The following is an 18,141-nucleotide window of genomic DNA, read 5'->3' on the forward strand; positions in this document are numbered from 1 at the left end:
CCTAAATCGCACGCAGCAGCAAACCACTTGCGATCACGGCAATGATCAGCCCGGCCACCAGTTCGATTGTTGGGGCCAGCACCGATGCGAACCGTGTGGCTGAGGCTGAGGCCAGCAGACCTCCGCGAAGGCCAAAGGACGTCCATCCCACCAGTGTCGTCACCAGCGCCGTGCCCAATGCCATGGCAAAAGCCCCGGCGATACCGACCATCGCGATGCCCATCTGCCACGTCAGGATCAGCACGAACAAAGCCCCCGTGCACGGTCGCGCCGCGATGCCCGCAATCAGTATCAGGGCCTCGCGCAGTGAACCCACATTTGCAACTTCTTGCGCAGTCGGGCCATGGCGGTGGCCGCAATCTGAACAGACTTCTCCATCGTGGTGAGGGTGATGCGAGTGATCGTTTTCATGATGATGGTGATCATGGGGCGACGTGGTTCGTCTCTTTGCAAAACTGCGCAAGGACCGGGCCACCAGCCAAAGACCGATAAGGGCGATCGCTCCGTAGCTTATCGGAGCCATGACCTGTTCCGTCGTTCCAACAAGGCTTTCACGGGACATCTGGAACACCAGCACCCCGGCATAGACCAAGACGACGGCCGTCACCGCCTGCCCCAGGCTGGACAATACACTGATCGCCGACAACCGCCAGAAGGCGACACGCCGACCCAAACCGTAACCCCCGATCAGGACCTTTCCGTGGCCGGGGCCGATGGCATGAAAGAACCCGTAGGCGAAACAGACCGTCAACAGCGTTGCCACCGCCTCGGGTTGCTCGGCACGCGCGGCACGCAAGGACCGGGCGATCTGGTTCTGGAATTCTCGTTGCTCCCCCGCAGCCCAGGCCGCAAGACTGTCAAAGCCTCCGCTGCCCCAAAACCAGAGCAGCAGTACAATCGCCAGGCCGACAGGCAGGATCAGGTAGCGGGACATGAAACGCGGATCTCGGTCGCAAAACGTTCACCGACCAGAGGGATGTCATTTTCCTCGAGGTCATAGTCGGCGTCCAGGGTCAGCAGAAAGGCCTGCATCTGGGCCAGTTCGCCGTCGATATTCGGGTCAAACCGGTCAATCTGGCACGCGGCGGGGCCCGTCACGGTCACGGGCCGCGTCACCTCGTAGGCGGTATAAAACGTCTCATCAAACGCTTTCGCAGACAGCGCCGCGGCCGCGACGGAACCGGCCTCCACCGCCCTGAGATGCGTGGTGACAACGCGCCCGTCTTCAACTGTCGCCTGCGCCTCCATCGGGCCCGACAGCGCGACGTGGTTTCCGTCTGCGGTAACGACAAGATCGCCGTTATACCCTTCCACCCACTGCGTATCGAACCCGGTCAGGAACCGTTCTTCGCTTTCCGTCAGAACGCCGTCAGCATCCTGATCCAGCTTCATGTCTTCCAGAACCAGCAACGAGTAGAATTCGTCATACGCCCAGGTCACGCGAACATGGGTCAGTTGACCAGCGTCATCCACGATGAACTCCAGCCCGGTATCAATGAAGACATGCGGGTGGGCGTTGGCCTGCATCGGCAAACAAAGGATCAAAGTGGTTATAAGATAACGCATAGGCTCAAGATAGGTCTCCCTCCGCGTGGCGGCAACGACATTTTCAATCCCGATGCGAAATCCGGCCCAACATCAGGTCGGCGGAAACAGAACCAGTGTTTGCAGCGCTGTGCCCACCGGACCTTGCGTATCAAAGAGGACGGACTGAGACATGCCGATGCCGGAAGGCTGCCAATGCGAAATCGATTTTGAGGCCAGCCAATCCGAAACCGGTTCACGGTGGATATGCACGGTCAGGTCTGTATTCATGAACCCCATTTCAGTGGTCGGCGCATTCCATGAGATACCGTTGCCACAATCTGCCAACGGACACAGGGCCTGTATGGGCGATTGTTCCTCGTCCTGCAAAAGCTGCGGAGTACGCATCCAAATCGTTTTGGGCCCGGCACCCTGTTTTCCCCCTGCGGGATAGCGAATATCGCTGTAATGGGCAAAGCTTGGCAGGTCGTGGCGAATTTCACCTATCGGAAAAGGGCCATCGACAACGTCCTCTATTATCGGCGCATCCATTTCGACATTCGGCACCTGCCCCAGATCGCGCCGCAACAGGTGCATGGTTGTTGCCGTGGCGCACAACGTATCGTCGAGATCGTGCACCGTGACCCGCGTAGTCCCGAGTGTCTTTGTGTGGCGCGTGGTCTCTGCCCCAACGCGAAGCCCGGCCAGCGGGAGCGGCCTCAGCAAATCGACAGTCAGTCGGGTCAGCATCTTCTCGGGGCCGATTTCGGTTTCTGCGGCCCGAACGATCAAGCCGCTGACCGGCCCCGCGTGGCAATGTGCGGCAGACCAAGGCCCGCGCGCGGCATCGTTGCCAACAAACGCCCCGTCCTCGCGCTGATGAAAATAGGTCGTGTTGGTAAAGTCGAGCGCTTCGGCCATGTGATCCTCAGGTCTGTTCTTGCGCAAATCGTTTCAGTTTGTCTGAACCCAGGCGTTCAAACACTTTCCCCGTTCCTACTTTGGCGGCGAAAACGCAGGACAAGCCGGCCTTGCGATCAGTTTCGCCATCACCGCAAGGGAAACATGTATCATCCATCCGAATGACGTCGGCCCCGGTCATATCAGCAACGTCTTGCAGATGATCATGAATTTGCACGGCCAGGCTGAATGTCATGTTTTCGGAAATGTCCCTCTGAAGCACCGGGTCCGGGCTATACTTTTGCCGCAAGGATGGCTTAACTGCCCGGGCCCTGTCCACCGCAGTGACGGGACGTCACCACATCAAACATATGCAGGAGCCGCACATGGCGTTGTTGATCGAAACCGGGCTGTCCAACTGGATAAGTGATGACGAAATTGCCCGCAGTTTACAGGCCGTGTTACCGGATGCGGATATCCGCACCGCCGAAACGTTGGGCAATCCGGATGACATAACGATGCTGGCCGTGGTTGACATGCAACGTGACCACCCGACGCGACTGCCGAACCTGAAACTGGTTCAAAAGCTGGGCGCAGGGGTCGAGACCATTGTCAGCCATCCCGGCCTGCCCGGTCACGTGCGCATCGCCCGCCTGAAGCCTGACGCCCCGGCACAGGGCATTGCCGAGTGGTTTCTGGCCTATATCCTGCGCGCTCAGCGACACATGGCGTTTCACGAAGCGGCTCAAACCCGCGCCGAATGGTCCCCGCGCGCACCGGTTTTTACGCCGGACACCGTGGTCGGTGTTCTGGGTCTTGGCCACATCGGCGCCCGCACCGCGCGGATGCTGCACGCCGTGGGCTTTCAGGTCATGGGCTGGAGCCGGACGCCCAAAGCCATTGAAGGCGTAACTTGCATGCACGGGCAGGACGCGTTGCCCGCGCTTCTTGGCCAATGTGACCACGTTTGCGCCATCCTGCCCTCGACCCCTCAGACCGCTGGCCTGTTTGATGCCCGGATGCTGGCGGCGATGAAACCCGGTAGTCAGTTGCTGAACGCGGGGCGCGGAAATCTGATTGATGAGGACGCCCTCATCGCGGCACTGGAAGCAGGGGTTCCGGGGCATGCCGTGTTGGACGTCACCTCGCGGGAACCTTTGCCACAAGACAGCCCGCTATGGCGCCACCCCGGCGTGACGATCACTCCACATGTTTCAGGCTGGCATCTGGGCGACGCCTTGTCGGATGTGGCTGAAAACTTCCGACGCCTCAGTTCCGGCGTGGCCTTGCTGCATGAAGTCAATCGTGATCAGGGCTACTGAATTCTGAGCTGATAATCAGGGCGTAAGGATCCAATTGCCGTTGCCGTCATTGCAGCGGCGGGTTCGGATTTCCCTGCTCTGATCACCGCCTTCCGGCTGAATCACATGCTGAAGACCAACGCAGTTTCCCTGTACCGATCGCACCCGGATTGTCCCTTTGGAACCCGTGTCGTCATTCTTCCATGACCGTTCCTGGCCCACGGAAGGCGTACCGCTGGTCAAAAGCGCGTTCGAGGCTGCGTTGACCACTTCGAAATCTGCCGGAGACAACCCCATCTCGGCTATGATTCGAGAAAGGGGCTTGGCCTCGACCACAGTGCTCATCAATAAAATGCCGCATGCGGCGATGGCGGTAAAAAATGGGGCATTCATGGCGGCCTCGCAGAGCTGAAATCATTTGTGGTCAAGGTTATACCCCTAACCCGGCAGGGCCAAGCCCCTGACGCGAACCTTCAAAAAAACCCCGGACAGACCTGTCTGCGAGACTTCTCTTCGCACGCCCGCAACGCGGGCGATCCGGGGTGGTTCAGGCATTGGCGGCACAAGAGGGGCTGCGACCGACATTTGCCATGCCCACAGCTCGCCGGTAACACCTGCCCGACGGGGTGGCGTCGCAAATTTCTGACCTTGGGGCTTCACAGGCGGGCCGGAATTTGCTGAAATCCAAGTAAACTCTGATTTTGAGCACTGGAGATTGTTCCATGAAACTACGCCCCGCCCTGCTGGCCGTCGCAGCACTCGCTTCATCCGCGGCCCTTTTTGCATCCCCCATCTCGGCCAAGGAAGAAACCAAATCCGTGTTCGTCATGAGCCGCACCTGGGCGGTGACACAGGTTTCCGATGCGCCGGTTGTCTATCGCGCCACGCGTGACAACAACAACCTCAACCCATTCGGTCCGCCACCGCGCCTGCGCACCGTTCAGGCCATTGCCGCGATTCTGCAGGCAACCGGGTGCAAGCCGATCGTGGCCAGCATGTATCAGAACATCTCGGGCCAGTTTTTCTCGCAGGTCAGCTGCAACTGACACAGCGTCAGATCAGGCATTGAGGTCGCCCGACCGGCCTGCCATAGCTTGCGCATGAAACTCGCAATAAACGGATTCGGCCGTATTGGCCGTACGATCCTGCGGCAGGTTCTGGCCCTGCCGGCAGGGTCAGATATCGAGCTGGTGCTGATCAATGACATCGCGCCGATGGACACCTGTGCATACCTGTTCAAATACGACAGCACATTTGGCCCCTATCCCGGCGATGTGTCCGCAGGGGACGCCGCGCTAATCGTGGATGAGCACTCGATTCCCATGACCCACAGCGCTGATCTGTCCCGCGTTGATCTGTCGGGCGTTGACGTCATGCTGGATTGCACGGGTATCGCCCGCAGTTCGGACGTTGCACGTCGCGGTTTGTCTGCGGGCGCAGGCAAAGTACTGATTTCAGGCCCCTCCCCCGCTGCTGATGTCACCATCGTTCTGGGTGCGAACGAAGACCAGTTGGGCAGCGCCCGGATTGTGTCAAACGCATCCTGCACCACAAATGGGCTGGTGCCACTGGTCAAGGTCATCGACGATATCGGCGGTGTTGCATCGGGGCACATGACCACCATCCATTGCTATACCAACAGCCAACCGATGGTGGATGCGCCGCGCGGCGACCTTGCCCGTTCTCGGGCTGGGGCACTGTCGATGGTTCCAACCACATCGAGCGCGATGCACCTGATCGATGTCGTCCTTCCGCATCTGGCCGGGCGTATCTCGGGCGCGGCTGTCCGCGTTCCGACGGCAAGCGTGTCAGCCGTGGACCTCGTGGTCACATTGCAGCGCGGCATGAGCGCCGAGATCTTCGATCGAGCCCTGAAGAAGGCCGTTGCTGCATCCCCAGTGCTTGGCTGGACTGATTTGCCGCTGGTCTCGTCCGACCTGCGGTCCCGCCCTGAATCGCTGGTTGTTGCCGGGCCCGAGACCCGTATGGTGGGTGAAAACCAGGTCAGGGTCTTTGGTTGGTACGACAACGAATGGGGCTTCTCGGCGCGAATGCTGGACGTGGCCCGCCTTATGGCAGCCGAATAGCCGGGCGGCAACCTCAACACAATTTGGCCGAAAAAATTCTCGTCTCATGTATAATTCCTTTCCCCATCCGCTTTCAGATGCTCTAACCTGAATTCAAAGGGCCGTGCACGACACGGACAAGAGAACTGGAATTGGGACAGTTGGGGCAATTCATGCAAAGGAGCAAGCGGCAATGCCGTCTGGGGCGCTGGCTGATGGCCACAGTTGTGACTTTGGCCCCAACCACGCTGGCGGCGCTGGAAACCTCGCTTTCGGCCCCCGGCGCATCGAAAGAACTGGTTGATCGCCTCAAGGAGACATCCTCGGTAACCACTGCTGAGGAACGCGGCCTCGACACCCCGCTTGAAATCCTCTCGGCAGCCTTGTCGGATTACCGTACGATCGTGCAAATCCTTTACGACGAAGGGTATTTCAGCCCGGTCGTCAGCATCAAGCTTGATGGACAGGAAGCGGCCGAGCTGAGCTCTCTCACGGTGCCTGCACAAATAAACCGTGCTGCGATTACCGTTGAAACCGGGCCAAGCTTCAAATTCGGCACCGCCACTGTCAAGCCCCTGGCCCCCGGAACGGAACTTCCCGAAAACTTTGCCCCCGGGAAACTGGCGACGACCGGTGCCATTCAACAGGCCTCCTCGGCCGGTGTTCAGGGTTGGAGGAACGCTGGTCACGCAAAAGCCGGAATTGCGGGTCAGACAATCATCGCGCGCCACGCCCAAGCCCGTCTGGATGCCCAGATCGACCTTGATCCCGGGCGCAGGCTGACATTTGGCAAGATGTTCATCAAGGGCAATTCAGATGTGCGCCACAGATCCATCGAAAAGATCGCCGGGTTCCCAAGTGGAGAGGTCTATTCCCCTGAGAAAATCCAGAAGGTGGGAACACGGTTGCGCCGGACCGGCACGTTCAACGTGGTCTCGTTGCAGGAACGAGAGACTCCAAACCCCGATGGCACACTGGATTTCGACGCCACGTTCGAAGACCTGCCCAAACGTCGGTTGACCTTTGGTGTCGAACTGGCCTCTCGCGATGGTGTTGATGTGACCGCGACGTGGACCCATCGCAATATGTTCAGGCGCGCAGAACGTCTGCGCTTCGAAGTGGCGGTTCGAAATATTGGCGGTGCAGAGGATATTGATGGCCGGATCGGGTTGCGTCTGGATCAACCTGACCGGCTTGGCCCTGATGACAACACCTTCTGGAGCGCCCTGCTGGAACGCCGCAACACGGAAAACTATAATGTAACGGTGGCTTCGCTGGCCTATGGTGCGCGCCGCACTTTTTCCGACAACTTATATGCCGAGGCATCCGCCGGGTTTCAGCTGTCAGACGCCGACGACGCATATGGCACTGGTCGCAAGTTCAGGTATTTCATCCTGCCCTTCCGGTCTGAATGGGACAAACGCGACAGCAAAGTCAGCGCCACACGCGGATTCTATCTGGACTCGCAAGTCATGCCCTTTGTCGGAATATCCGGTACGGATACCGGCCTCCGCCTTTTCTTTGATGGGCGGGCCTATACCAGCCTGGGGACAGGGGGGCGGATCGTTTTGGCCGGTCGCGCGCAGCTGGGATCTGTGATTGGCCCACCTGCCGATGGCGTCACGCCTGACTTTCTGTTCTTCTCGGGCGGTGCGGGAACCGTTCGCGGGCAACCCTATGAAAGCCTTGGCATTCCGGTCGGGACCGGCATCGCGGGCGGCAAGTCATTTATTGGCTTGTCCGGCGAGATCCGTGGCAAGGTTACTGACAGCCTGTCGCTGGTCGGGTTTTATGACTACGGTGTCGTCGATACATCTTCCTTTGTCGGCAGCGGCGCGCAAGAAGATCACTCGGGCGCCGGTATCGGCGTAAGATATGATCTGGGCGGGTTTGGCCCCTTGCGTCTTGATCTGGCCTATCCTGTCAGCGGTCCCACCGGGGACGGGCTACAGTTCTATATCGGGATAGGACAGGCATTTTGAGACGGTACCTTTCATACCCTCTGCTGATCGGCGCGCTGGCAATCGTGCCTGTGGCCGGACATCCGCAGGAGGACGAAGGCGGCAGCATGATCGAGCGGTTCCTGCAGGATACCCTGTCGGGCGAGGATCAGAACGTTACTGTCAAAGGTCTGCAAGGTGCACTGAGTTCACGTGCCACGATTGCCGAGATCACCGTTGCCGATGACGAAGGGGTCTGGCTGACCATAAAAGATGCCGAACTTGACTGGAACCGACTGGCTTTGATCCGTGGGCGGTTCTCGGTCAATGCCCTGACGGCGCAAGAGATCGACGTTGCCCGCGCGCCTGGCACCACCACCAAAGACACGCCGCCGCCAACCGCAGAGGCAAAAGGCTTCCAACTGCCTGAACTGCCTGTTGCCATCGAAATCGGTGAAATTCGCATCGACGAGTTGGCTTTGGGCGAGCCCCTGATCGGAGTGGCCGCAGAACTGGCGGTTAGTGGCAACCTGTCACTGGCCGACGGGACGCTGGACACCAACCTTGACATCACACGGCTGGACCGGGCAGGTGATGAAATCAAGTTGACAGCGGGCTTTCAGAATTCAAACAGCCAAATTGATCTTGACCTTCAGGTGACAGAGGCAGCGGGCGGCCTGATCTCGACCGCTCTTAAAATGCCGGATACCCCGCCTATCGCGCTGACAGCGAAAGGATCCGGACCGGTGACCGATTTTACGGCCGATATCGGTCTCAGCAGCGATGGTCAGCCTCGGGTGACAGGGCAGGTTCGGTTACGCTCGGCCCCGACTGCCGCGGCCAGTGCGGAAGAGGGCATTGCGTTTACTGCCGATCTCGGCGGTGATTTGACACCTTTTGTCGCTGAAGAAATGGATACGTTTTTCGGTGCCAAAACACAGCTCTATGTGGATGGGCGAACCCAACCTGAAGGTGCGCTGGAAATTGACGAGCTTGAGATCTCGTCACAAGCACTGAACCTGAAAGGCCAGTTACAGTTGGCGGCAGGTGGGCGATTGCAACTCGCGGCCCTGCAAGGACGCATAACGCCGCCGGAGGGTGAAAGGGTAACTCTTCCAGCCTCGGGCGGTGACACGTCCGTTGGAGCAGCACAGATTTCGGCGCTGTACGACGAAAAAAACGGCAATCATTGGGACATGAGCCTGACTGCGAACGCCGTGCAGGCCGAGCAGGTTGATTTGGAGCGCGCGCAAATTACTGCTCACGGGACCCTGGAACAGGGCGCAGTACTAAAAATCAATGGCAACCTGCAGGCCGCGTTGGACGGTATTGACCTGGCGGACAAGGCCCTGAATGCAGCAATTGGCGACCTCGTCACTCTGGATGGCACTTTCGAATATGGCAGTGACCAATCCCTGAACCTGACCGGTCTCGAACTGGTTGGTGCGGATTACGAATTGGGCGTCGACGCATTGGTCAGCGGCCTGTCCACCGGTCTGGCCATCGACGGCACCGCCACTTTGGAAGCCACGGATCTGTCCCGGTTTTCAGAACTGGCCCAATTGGAGCTGGGAGGCCAGGTCTCGGCCCGTCTAAACGGTCAAGGCTCGCCACTGGAAGGCAGTTTCGACGGCAAACTGGAGGTCGAAGGAACCGACCTCTCGACCGGGCGTGGTGACATCGATCCGGTGATCAAGGGCAATACAACAGTAACGCTCGACGCCAGGCGCGGTGCAGATGGCGTAACCATCCGAGATTTCACCCTGATCGGTGATACCTTGCGCGCCCAGGCCGACGGCACGGTAACGACCCCTGATGGCAACGTGACGATCGATGGTCAGGCGACGGTCAATTCCCGAGACCTGTCCGTGTTTTCCGGCCTTGCCGACCGCGAGCTTGGGGGGGCGGTGCAAGCAAAGCTGAAAGGAAAGGGAACCGTTCAGACGCTGGAGTTTGACGGAACGGCCAGCGTATCGGGCCGGGATATCAAAACCGGTCTAACCGAGATCGACCCGCTTTTGGTCGGTCGCAACGAGATCACGTTCGACGGTGCGCTGAGCCAAGAACAGATTGTTATCCGCGACGCATCGGTGAACGGTTCAGCCCTGACCGCCAAGGCCTCTGTTACCATAGACGATCCAAGGAAAGACTTTGCGATTGACGGGCAGGTCAATCTGAACATCCCGGACCTGTCACCGTTTTCCAGCCTTGCAAAACGCGATCTGGCAGGGGCGATCCGAGCGGATGTTGCCGGCAAGGGCGCAGTCGGCAGCAAAGCGTTCGACGTAAAAGGCAATTTGGCGGCGGACGACATCAAAACCGGGATCGACGCCGTTGACGACCTGATCCAGGGGCGAACGAACCTGACCGTGGACGCGATGAACAACGATGAAGGCCTGGATATCCGTACGTTCCAACTGATTGGAACCGCCCTTTCGGCGAATGCATCGGGCAAGCTGAACCGAGACGCCGGCGGTTTGGACTTTTCCGCCAAACTGGATGACCTTGCCCGTCTGTCGCAAACCTTGTCCGGCCCGCTGAACCTGAGCGGGAACGTCGCTCCGACCGGCTCTGGACTGGAAGGCACTGCTCGCCTGGACGGGCCTGACAGCTCTTACGCCAGCCTTCAAGGAACGGTCGGCCAGAATGGCTCGGCTGATGTGGATTTTGACGCCAAACTGAACCGGATCGAGCGGTTCGTTCCCGAATTTCCCGGCACTGTGGCAGCAAAGGGAACGGCCAAACGCGATAACGGTGTCTGGACGATTGACGCCAAGGCGCAAGGGCCTGCCGACATTGACACCACGTTGGCCGGCACTTTTGATGAAACCAGCAGTCAGGCGGATCTGAAGGCACAGGGCGGCATCAACCTTGGGATCGCGAATGTCTTCATCACACCCAACAAGATCGACGGGTCGGCGCGCTTCGATCTGGCACTCAAAGGTGCTCCGGCGCTGGCGTCGCTGAGCGGTTCGGTCACCACTTCGGGCACATCCCTTGCCATTCCGGGTGCTGGTCAGACCATTACAGGGATCAGTGGTCAGGTGGATCTGGCGCAAAGTCGCGCAAACATTACACTGAATGGCGGAGTTCGGGCGGGCGGCAACTTTACCGTCAACGGGCCTGTTGACCTGACCCCTCCGTTCAACGCCCAGATTACCACCACCCTGAACAACCTGGTGCTGACAGACCGGTTGCTGTATGAAACCACCCTGAACGGTCAGATTGCCATGACCGGGGCGTTGGCCGGAAACAGTTCGCTTGCCGGTCAGATCACGTTTGACGAAACCAACATCAACCTTGCCGCCGCGTCCGGCGCGGTAGGCGCGGCACCTATCCCGGACATCCAGCACATCAACGAAAGTCGCGCCGGTTTCGTCACCCGAGAGCGGGCCGGATTGGTCGTGACCGAAGGATCGGAGAAAAGCGCATCCCGTATTGCGCTGGATATTAGCCTGCTTGCACCCAAAGCGGTTTTCGTCAGAGGGCGCGGGGTGAACGCTGAACTGGGTGGTCGAATTTTCATCGGCGGCACTACTGCCTCTGTTGTGCCGTCCGGTCAGATCGAACTGATCCGGGGGAATTTCGACATTCTGGGCCGCAGATTGGCACTGACCAAGGGGATCGTCACGTTGCAGGGCGACCTGACCCCGTATATCGAGTTCGAGTCTTCAGCCAGCACGTCTGACGGCACCGCGACGATCGAAATTGCCGGCCCGCTGGATTCACCTGAGGTCAATGTGTTTTCCGACCCCGAACGTCCGGCTGAAGAAGCACTGGCAATGTTGCTGTTCGGGAACCGGTTTTCAGAAATCTCGCCTTTCCTGATCGCGCAAATGGCAGCATCACTGGCGCAGCTTAGCGGTGCGGGAGGGGATGCAACCAAAGGTCTCCGCGACTCCACCGGAGTCGACACGGTCGACATAGGAGCTTCGGAAAGCGGCGCGGGCCGTTTGGGCGCGGGCGCGTACCTGGGTGAAAACCTCTATACGGACTTCACCGTGAACACCGAAGGTGACACCGAAGTGAACCTGAACCTCGATGTCACGGACAATTTCACCGTGCGCGGTACGGTCGATGGCCGAGGAGAGACCGGCGTGGGTGTGTTCTTCGAGCGTGACTACTGACCACTGACCAACTGTCAAAAAAGAAACCGAGTTGAGCCATCCGTTCATGTCGCACGAGCAGGTGACGGGTGTTCAAATTGTCTTATCGACGCCTGATTCCGATTTCGTTGGTGGTCGCGATGCAATCGCCAGCGCGGAAATTTGCGCGGTGCCGCGGCCAATTGAAAACCCGACGAATTGTCGGAGCAGGTCAGACGGTGCAATCGTTTGAACGACTGCGCGGCAAAGAAAAAAGGCGGCCCCCTTCCAGAGGCCGCCCTTGCTCAGTCTGGCCGCGATCTTACTCCGCTGCCATCGCATCCTCGATCTTTTCGACACGAATGGCCGAGAATTTGAACTCGGGGATCTTGCCGTAAGGGTCGATGGCCGAGTTCGTCAGGATGTTCGCCGCCGCTTCGACATAGGCAAACGGGATGAACACCATGTCTTCGGCAATGGCCCGGTCGGCGCGCACCATGATTTCGATCGAACCACGACGCGTGGTCAGGCGGATCATTTCGCCCGGATCAATCCCCATCAGCTTCAGCGTGCGCGGGTTCATCGAGCAGTTGGCCTCTGGCTCGACCGCGTCAAGAACCTTTGCCCGGCGGGTCATTGAACCGGTATGCCAATGTTCCAGCTGACGGCCGGTGGTGGCAATCATCGGGTATTCATCATCGGGCGCCTCATCAGGCGGGATGACATTGGCCGGAGTGAACCTTGCTTTGCCACCCGCGCGGGGGAAACCATCGCCGAACACAATAGACTGGCCGGGATCGGTTTCGCTGAGCGACGGATAGGTGATCGTCTCGTTTTCCAGCCGTTCCCACGTGATATTGTCAAGCGACTCCATGGTCAGTTTCATCTCGGCAAAGACCTTGGACACATCGGAGTAGTCCCAGTTCAGCCCGATGCGCTGCGCCAGTTCGACCGTGATCTTCCAATCCTCGCGCGCCTCACCCGGAGGCGCCACGGCCGGACGGACACGTTGCACCTGACGGTTGGTGTTCGAAACCGTGCCGTTCTTTTCATACAGCGCCGAGGCCGGCAGAATGATGTCGGCATAGTTCGCGGTTTCGGTCAGGAAGATGTCCTGCACGATCATCAGGTCCAGCTTGGCCAGGGCCTCACGTGCGTGGCCAACATCCGGGTCGGACATGGCCGGGTTTTCGCCCTGAATGTACATGCCCTTGATGTTGCCCGCATAGGCTTGGTCGATGATCTCGGTGACGGTCAGACCCTTCTCGTTCGAGAAATCATCCGATTTCCAGATATTGGTGAACTGCGCGCGAATGCCGTCATCCGTCACCGTCTTGTAGTCCGGCAGGAACATCGGGATCAAGCCGGCGTCTGATGCGCCCTGCACGTTGTTCTGGCCCCGCAGAGGGTGCAGACCCGCGCCGGGTTTGCCGACATTCCCGGTCATCAATGCAAGCGAGATCAGGCAGCGCGAATTGTCGGTGCCGTGGATATGCTGGCTGACGCCCATGCCCCAAAAGATCAGACCAGCCTTGGCTTGCGCAAAGGTGCGCGCAACGCGACGCAGCTGATCCGGTTCGATGCCGCAGATCGGCGCCATCTTCTCGGGGGTGAACTGGCGCAGATGCTCTTTCTCGGCCTCCCAGTTCTCGGTCCAGCGGTGGATGTACTGGCTGTCATACAGTTCTTCCTCGACGATCACGTTCATGATCGCGTTCAGCATCGAGACATCGGCACCGGGCCGGAATTGCAGCATTTCGTCCGCAAATTTGCGCATGCCGACACCGCGCGGGTCCATCACGATCAGCTTGCCGCCGCGCTTGGCGAACTGCTTGAAATAGGTCGCTGCGACGGGGTGGTTCTCGATCGGGTTGGCGCCGATGATGATCGCCACATCGGCATTCTCGATCTCGTTGAAGGTCGCCGTCACCGCGCCCGAGCCCACGTTCTCGATCAGAGCGGCCACAGACGACGCATGGCACAGACGGGTGCAGTGGTCGACATTGTTGTGTTTGAAACCCTGACGGATGAACTTCTGGAACAGATAGGCCTCTTCGTTGGTGCATTTGGCCGAGCCAAAGCCCGCAACGCTGCGCGGGTCTTGGTCGCGCAGGGCCATCAGTCTCGTGGCCGCCAGATCCATCGCTTCTTCCCAGGTCGCTTCGCGGAAATGGGTCGACAGGTTGCCGGGATCAACGTTCAGACCTTTTGCCGGTGCATTCTCGCGCCGGATCAGCGGTTTGGTCAGGCGATGCGGGTGCTGGATATAGTCGAACCCGAACCGGCCCTTCACGCACAGACGGCCTTCGTTGGCGGGGCCGTTGATGCCCTCGACATATTTGACCTTGCCGTCCTTGACCTTGAGGCTGACCTTGCAGCCCACCCCGCAGAAGGGGCAGACGCTTTCGGTTTCGGAATCGTAATCCTTGCTGTCGCCGTGCTGCTGGTCGTCCAGCACGGTGGCGGGCATCAGAGCGCCGGTCGGGCAGGCCTGAACGCATTCACCGCAGGCCACGCAGGTCGACTCGCCCATCGGGTCGTTCTGGTCGAACACCACCTGCGCGGTATGCCCGCGCCCGGCCATGCCGATCACGTCATTCACCTGCACGTCGCGGCAGGCGCGGACGCAGAGGTTGCAGTTGATGCAGGCATCCAAATTGACCCGCATCGCTACATGGCTGTCATCCAGCAGCGGAATCTTCTCGGGCTCTTTCGCCGGGAAACGGCTGTCGCTGACATCGTTCAGCTTGGCCATGTCCCAGAAATGGCTCGAGGCATCGTGCGGCTTCTCGGGCTGGTCGGCCACCAACAGTTCCATGACCATGGCGCGCGATTTCTCGGCGCGGTCGGTGTCGGTTTTCACCACCATCCCGTCAGCCGCCGGACGGATGCACGAGGCGACCAGCGTACGCTCGCCTTCCACCTCGACCATGCAGGCGCGGCAGTTGCCATCGGGTTTGTAGCCCGGCGCCGGTTTGTGACACAGATGCGGGATCACCAGTCCACGGCCATTGGCCGCTTCCCAGATGGTGGTGCCTTCGGGCACGGTGACGTCATCGCCGTTCAGGTTGAAGGTGACGGTCTTGTTTGGGCTTGCATCAAGCATGGCTCTGTCTCCCTCAGATTTCTTCAGCGAAGTGTTTCATGACCAGACGGATCGGGTTCGGGGCCGCCTGCCCCAGACCGCAGATCGAGGCGTCGCCCATCACCTGGCACAGATCTTCCAGCAGATCGGCGTCCCACTTCTCGGCCTGCATCAGCTTCACCGCCTTTTCGCAGCCCGCCCGGCAGGGCGTGCATTGGCCACAGCTTTCGTCCTCGAAGAACCGCAGCATGTTCAGCGCCGCATCGCGGGCCGTGTCCTGATCGGACAGAACCACAACCGCAGCAGACCCGATGAAGGTGCCCAGCGGCTGTAGTGTGTCAAAGTCGAGCGGGACGTCGTCGATGCTGGAGGGGAGAAGACCTGACGACGGCCCGCCCGGTTGATACGCCTTGAACACATGACCTTCGGCCATGCCCCCGGCGGCATCAATCACGTCAAGAATGGTCGACCCTGCCGGCAGCAGGTAGACGCCGGGTTTCGCCACCCGGCCCGAGACCGAATAGCTGCGCAGCCCCTTGCGGCCATTCTTTTCAACCGAATTGAGGATCTCCGGACCTTCCCGGCAGATTTTGGACACCCAGTAGAGCGTTTCCACGTTGTGCACCAGCGTCGGGCGGCCGAATACGCCGACCTGCGCCACGAAGGGCGGGCGGTGACGCGGCAGGCCCTTTTTGCCCTCGATCGACTCGATCATCGCGGATTCTTCTCCGCAGATGTAAGCGCCCGCGCCGCGGCGCAGGTCGATATAGCCTTTCTCGACGATCCCGGCCTGTTCCAAAGCCGCGATCTCGCGCCGCAGGATTTCCAGAACGGCTGGATATTCGTCGCGCATGTAGATGAAGCAGGTCTCGGCCTGAACCGCCCAGGCAGCGATCAGCATACCTTCGAGGAAAGCATGCGGCGTGCGTTCCAGATAGTAGCGATCCTTGAATGTGCCCGGCTCGCCCTCGTCCCCGTTCACGGCCAGGAAACGCGGGCCGTCATTCATGCGGACAAAGCCCCATTTCTTGCCCGACGGGAAACCGGCACCGCCGAGGCCCCGCAGGCCCGAGGCCAGAACCTGTTCCTGGACCTCTTCCCAGTCGCCGCCCTCGCGCAGCTCATTCAGCTTGGTATAGCCGCCATTGGCCTCGTAGGCCGCGAAGGTTTCGTAATCGGGTAGATGAGCATGGGTGTCATCGGCAGCAATAGCGGCCTGCACCTTTTCAGGGGTCGCGTGGTCGATATGGTTGTGCCCGATTTCCAGCACCGGCGCCGTGTCGCAGCGCCCCATGCAGGGCGCGCGCAGAACGCGCACTTCGGACGGGTCCAGCCCATCCTCCAACGCTTTTTGCAACTGCTGCGCGCCAGCCATTTCGCAGGACAGGGAATCACAGACGCGAATGGTCAGCGCGGGGGGCGGCGTTTCACCTTCTTTCACCACGTCGAAATGGGCATAGAAGGTCGCGGTCTCGTAAATCTCGGCCTGGCCGATCCGCATCTCGACGGCCAGCGCGGCGATATGGTCGGCGCTGATATAGCCGTGTGTGTCCTGAATCAGGTGCAGATACTCGATCAGCAGGTCGCGGCGGCGTGGGCGGTCGCCCAGCAGGCGCGCAATTTCGGCCTGCGCTTCATCCGTAAACTGTCGGCCCTTGGGCGTGTGCCGCCCCTTGCCTTTACCTGACTTCCAGACGCCCTTGGGTGCGCCTGATGGCTTGGTGTCTAATGGTGCCATGATGCCCTCCGATTCAGGCCCCGTGTCTCATCAGGCTAGCATATCGTCAAATCGCTTTTTGCAATCGCACGATAACGACATCTTATCACCGTAAAGACGTCACCACAGCGCGCAGTGCCTGAACCGTTGGCAGTTCAGGATCTCGGCTCAGGGTGGCCAAACAGATCGGTTTACTTACAATCGGATCGACCAGCGGCAGCACCTTTGTCCCCTGCAACTCGCCCAGGGCCCGAATAAGCACACGTGGCACAACCGTGGCAGCCAGCCCCTCGCGTGCCATCACCATCGACGCGGTAAATCCGCTGGTTTCGGCGACCACGTCCGGGTGCAGCCCCTGTTCGGCAAAGATACGATCCAGAATACGCCGGTTTTGCATCTGCGGCTCGAGCAGGCTCAGCGGAAATTCAGCCACGCGCGCCCAAGGCAAGGGGCCGGTTTCGTCCGTCATGTGTGACGGAACCAACAGAACATAGGTTTCCTCGTACAAAGGTTGCACCTGTCGCAGATCAGTCCCGATGCTGTCGCCATATGTTATCCCGGCGTCCAGACTTCCTTCGTCCAGCCGGTGTTGAATGGCGGTGGCAGACATGGTTTCGATGCGGGTAACGATGCGAGGATGGGCTTGCCGAAAGCGTTTGGTGAGGCGCCCGGTAAAGGCGATGGCCGTCGGTATCACGCCAAGGATCAGCGTGCCGGTGATCTCGCCCCTGGTGGCCAGCACCTGCTGTTCCAGTGCTTTGGTGTCATCGAGAATACGCCGCGCCCGTTGGACGATCATCTCGCCCTCTTCGGTCAGGCCCTGAAACCGGTTGGCGCGGCGGACGATGGACACGCCCAGCCGATCCTCGAGGTTGCGGATGCGCATGGAAAAGGCGGGCTGCGAAATCCCACACTCTTCGGCGGCCTTGGCGAAATGGCGGTGCCGCGCCAACGCGCTGAGCAGTTGCAGGTCGCGGATTTCGATCATGATTCAAATTTCCAACATCAGGCCAAAGACCACTCTAACTGCATTACCGCACAGGGAAAGCACCGTCTTTCAGCGCGGGCGCGTCGGAAACTGGTGCTTTGTCGTATAAGATTGCCCACCATCAATGGGCGCTGGGAACAAGAAGGCGAGGTACCGCATGACCGCTGTAGACGTATTTCAAAAACTGTTTGACGCGTATGTTGGATGCTACCGATCCCGAAACGCAGCTGGGTGCGCATCGTTTTTCGCCAAAGACGCAGAGCTATACTCACCTTTTGGTCCCGCAGCCAAAGGACGAACGGCCATTGAAACAATACACGCGGAATGGCTGGAGGAAGGTGGCGAGGACAAAGTCATCGAAGTCGTGCAGGCTGGCATAGACGGCCAAATCGGCTGGTGCCTTGCGACTTTCCGCGAAGGAACGACAGATGACGGCACATCTCTCAACGTTTTGTACAGACAGCCGGACGGCGGGTGGCTGATTCGACAATGCAGCTTGAACGAAACCCCCTGATGTCGGCACAGGGCAAATGGC

At 59.7% G+C, this 18,141-nt stretch carries 14 protein-coding genes; 6 read left to right on the forward strand and 8 right to left on the reverse strand.

Annotation, left to right across the window (positions count from 1 at the left end; genetic code table 11):
* Position 1: 1 nt before the first annotated feature.
* From GS612_RS14580 to GS612_RS14595, 4 genes are all read right to left on the reverse strand, one after another.
* The gene (locus GS612_RS14580) at positions 2–934 is read right to left on the reverse strand and encodes a nickel/cobalt transporter (protein WP_171232606.1); all 933 of its coding nucleotides are present in this window, start codon (positions 932–934) and stop codon (positions 2–4) included.
* Positions 919–1,566 (reverse strand): DUF1007 family protein, encoded by a 648-nt coding sequence (locus tag GS612_RS14585; RefSeq protein WP_171641286.1) that lies wholly within the window; start codon positions 1,564–1,566, stop codon positions 919–921. The genes GS612_RS14580 and GS612_RS14585 overlap by 16 nt, the downstream gene beginning before the upstream one ends.
* A 72-nt stretch (positions 1,567–1,638) precedes the next feature.
* Positions 1,639–2,445, reverse strand: coding sequence for a thioesterase family protein (locus GS612_RS14590; protein ID WP_171641288.1), 807 nt, complete (start codon positions 2,443–2,445; stop codon positions 1,639–1,641).
* A 7-nt stretch (positions 2,446–2,452) separates the two neighbouring features.
* Positions 2,453–2,680 carry a hypothetical protein gene (locus GS612_RS14595; protein WP_171641290.1) on the reverse strand — a complete coding sequence of 76 codons (228 nt, stop codon included), beginning with the start codon at positions 2,678–2,680 and terminating at the stop codon, positions 2,453–2,455.
* Between the two features lie 130 nt (positions 2,681–2,810).
* Here GS612_RS14595 and GS612_RS14600 point away from each other — a divergent pair, with 130 nt between their 5' ends.
* Positions 2,811–3,746, forward strand: a complete 936-nt coding sequence (locus GS612_RS14600) for a glyoxylate/hydroxypyruvate reductase A (RefSeq protein ID WP_171170889.1) — start codon at positions 2,811–2,813, stop codon at positions 3,744–3,746.
* 15 nt (positions 3,747–3,761) lie between these two features.
* Here the strand turns inward: GS612_RS14600 and GS612_RS14605 are convergent, their stop codons facing one another.
* Entirely contained in the window at positions 3,762–4,118 is a 357-nt protein-coding gene (locus tag GS612_RS14605) for a hypothetical protein (protein WP_171229565.1), read from the reverse strand.
* A gap of 329 nt (positions 4,119–4,447) precedes the next feature.
* Between GS612_RS14605 and GS612_RS14610 the strand changes: the two genes are divergently transcribed.
* From GS612_RS14610 to GS612_RS14625, 4 genes are all read left to right on the forward strand, one after another.
* Positions 4,448–4,771 (forward strand): hypothetical protein, encoded by a 324-nt coding sequence (locus GS612_RS14610; RefSeq protein WP_171641292.1) that lies wholly within the window; start codon positions 4,448–4,450, stop codon positions 4,769–4,771.
* A 54-nt stretch (positions 4,772–4,825) separates the two neighbouring features.
* The gene (locus GS612_RS14615; protein ID WP_171641294.1) at positions 4,826–5,812 is read left to right on the forward strand and encodes a type I glyceraldehyde-3-phosphate dehydrogenase; all 987 of its coding nucleotides are present in this window, start codon (positions 4,826–4,828) and stop codon (positions 5,810–5,812) included.
* 152 nt (positions 5,813–5,964) lie between these two features.
* Complete coding sequence (locus GS612_RS14620) at positions 5,965–7,773, forward strand: autotransporter assembly complex family protein (protein WP_171641296.1); 1,809 nt, start codon at positions 5,965–5,967, stop codon at positions 7,771–7,773.
* Complete coding sequence (locus tag GS612_RS14625) at positions 7,770–11,858, forward strand: translocation/assembly module TamB domain-containing protein (protein WP_253286187.1); 4,089 nt, start codon at positions 7,770–7,772, stop codon at positions 11,856–11,858. The genes GS612_RS14620 and GS612_RS14625 overlap by 4 nt, the downstream gene beginning before the upstream one ends.
* A 280-nt stretch (positions 11,859–12,138) precedes the next feature.
* On the opposite strand, the gene fdhF is transcribed toward GS612_RS14625, so the two are convergent.
* The 3 genes from fdhF to GS612_RS14640 form a co-directional block, all read right to left on the reverse strand.
* Positions 12,139–14,922 carry a formate dehydrogenase subunit alpha gene (fdhF, locus tag GS612_RS14630; protein ID WP_171641298.1) on the reverse strand — a complete coding sequence of 928 codons (2,784 nt, stop codon included), beginning with the start codon at positions 14,920–14,922 and terminating at the stop codon, positions 12,139–12,141.
* A gap of 13 nt (positions 14,923–14,935) precedes the next feature.
* Positions 14,936–16,639, reverse strand: coding sequence for an NAD(P)H-dependent oxidoreductase subunit E (locus GS612_RS14635; protein ID WP_171641300.1), 1,704 nt, complete (start codon positions 16,637–16,639; stop codon positions 14,936–14,938).
* Positions 16,640–16,724: 85 nt separating this feature from the next.
* The gene (locus GS612_RS14640; RefSeq protein WP_152457190.1) at positions 16,725–17,606 is read right to left on the reverse strand and encodes a LysR family transcriptional regulator; all 882 of its coding nucleotides are present in this window, start codon (positions 17,604–17,606) and stop codon (positions 16,725–16,727) included.
* 157 nt (positions 17,607–17,763) lie between these two features.
* Between GS612_RS14640 and GS612_RS14645 the strand changes: the two genes are divergently transcribed.
* Positions 17,764–18,120: a nuclear transport factor 2 family protein gene (locus GS612_RS14645; protein ID WP_171205608.1), complete on the forward strand. Its 357-nt coding sequence runs from the start codon at positions 17,764–17,766 to the stop codon at positions 18,118–18,120.
* The last annotated feature ends 21 nt before the right edge of the window (positions 18,121–18,141 follow it).

Source organism: Ruegeria sp. HKCCD6157, from assembly GCF_013110685.1.
In the GTDB taxonomy this organism is placed as follows: Bacteria; Pseudomonadota; Alphaproteobacteria; order Rhodobacterales; family Rhodobacteraceae; genus Ruegeria.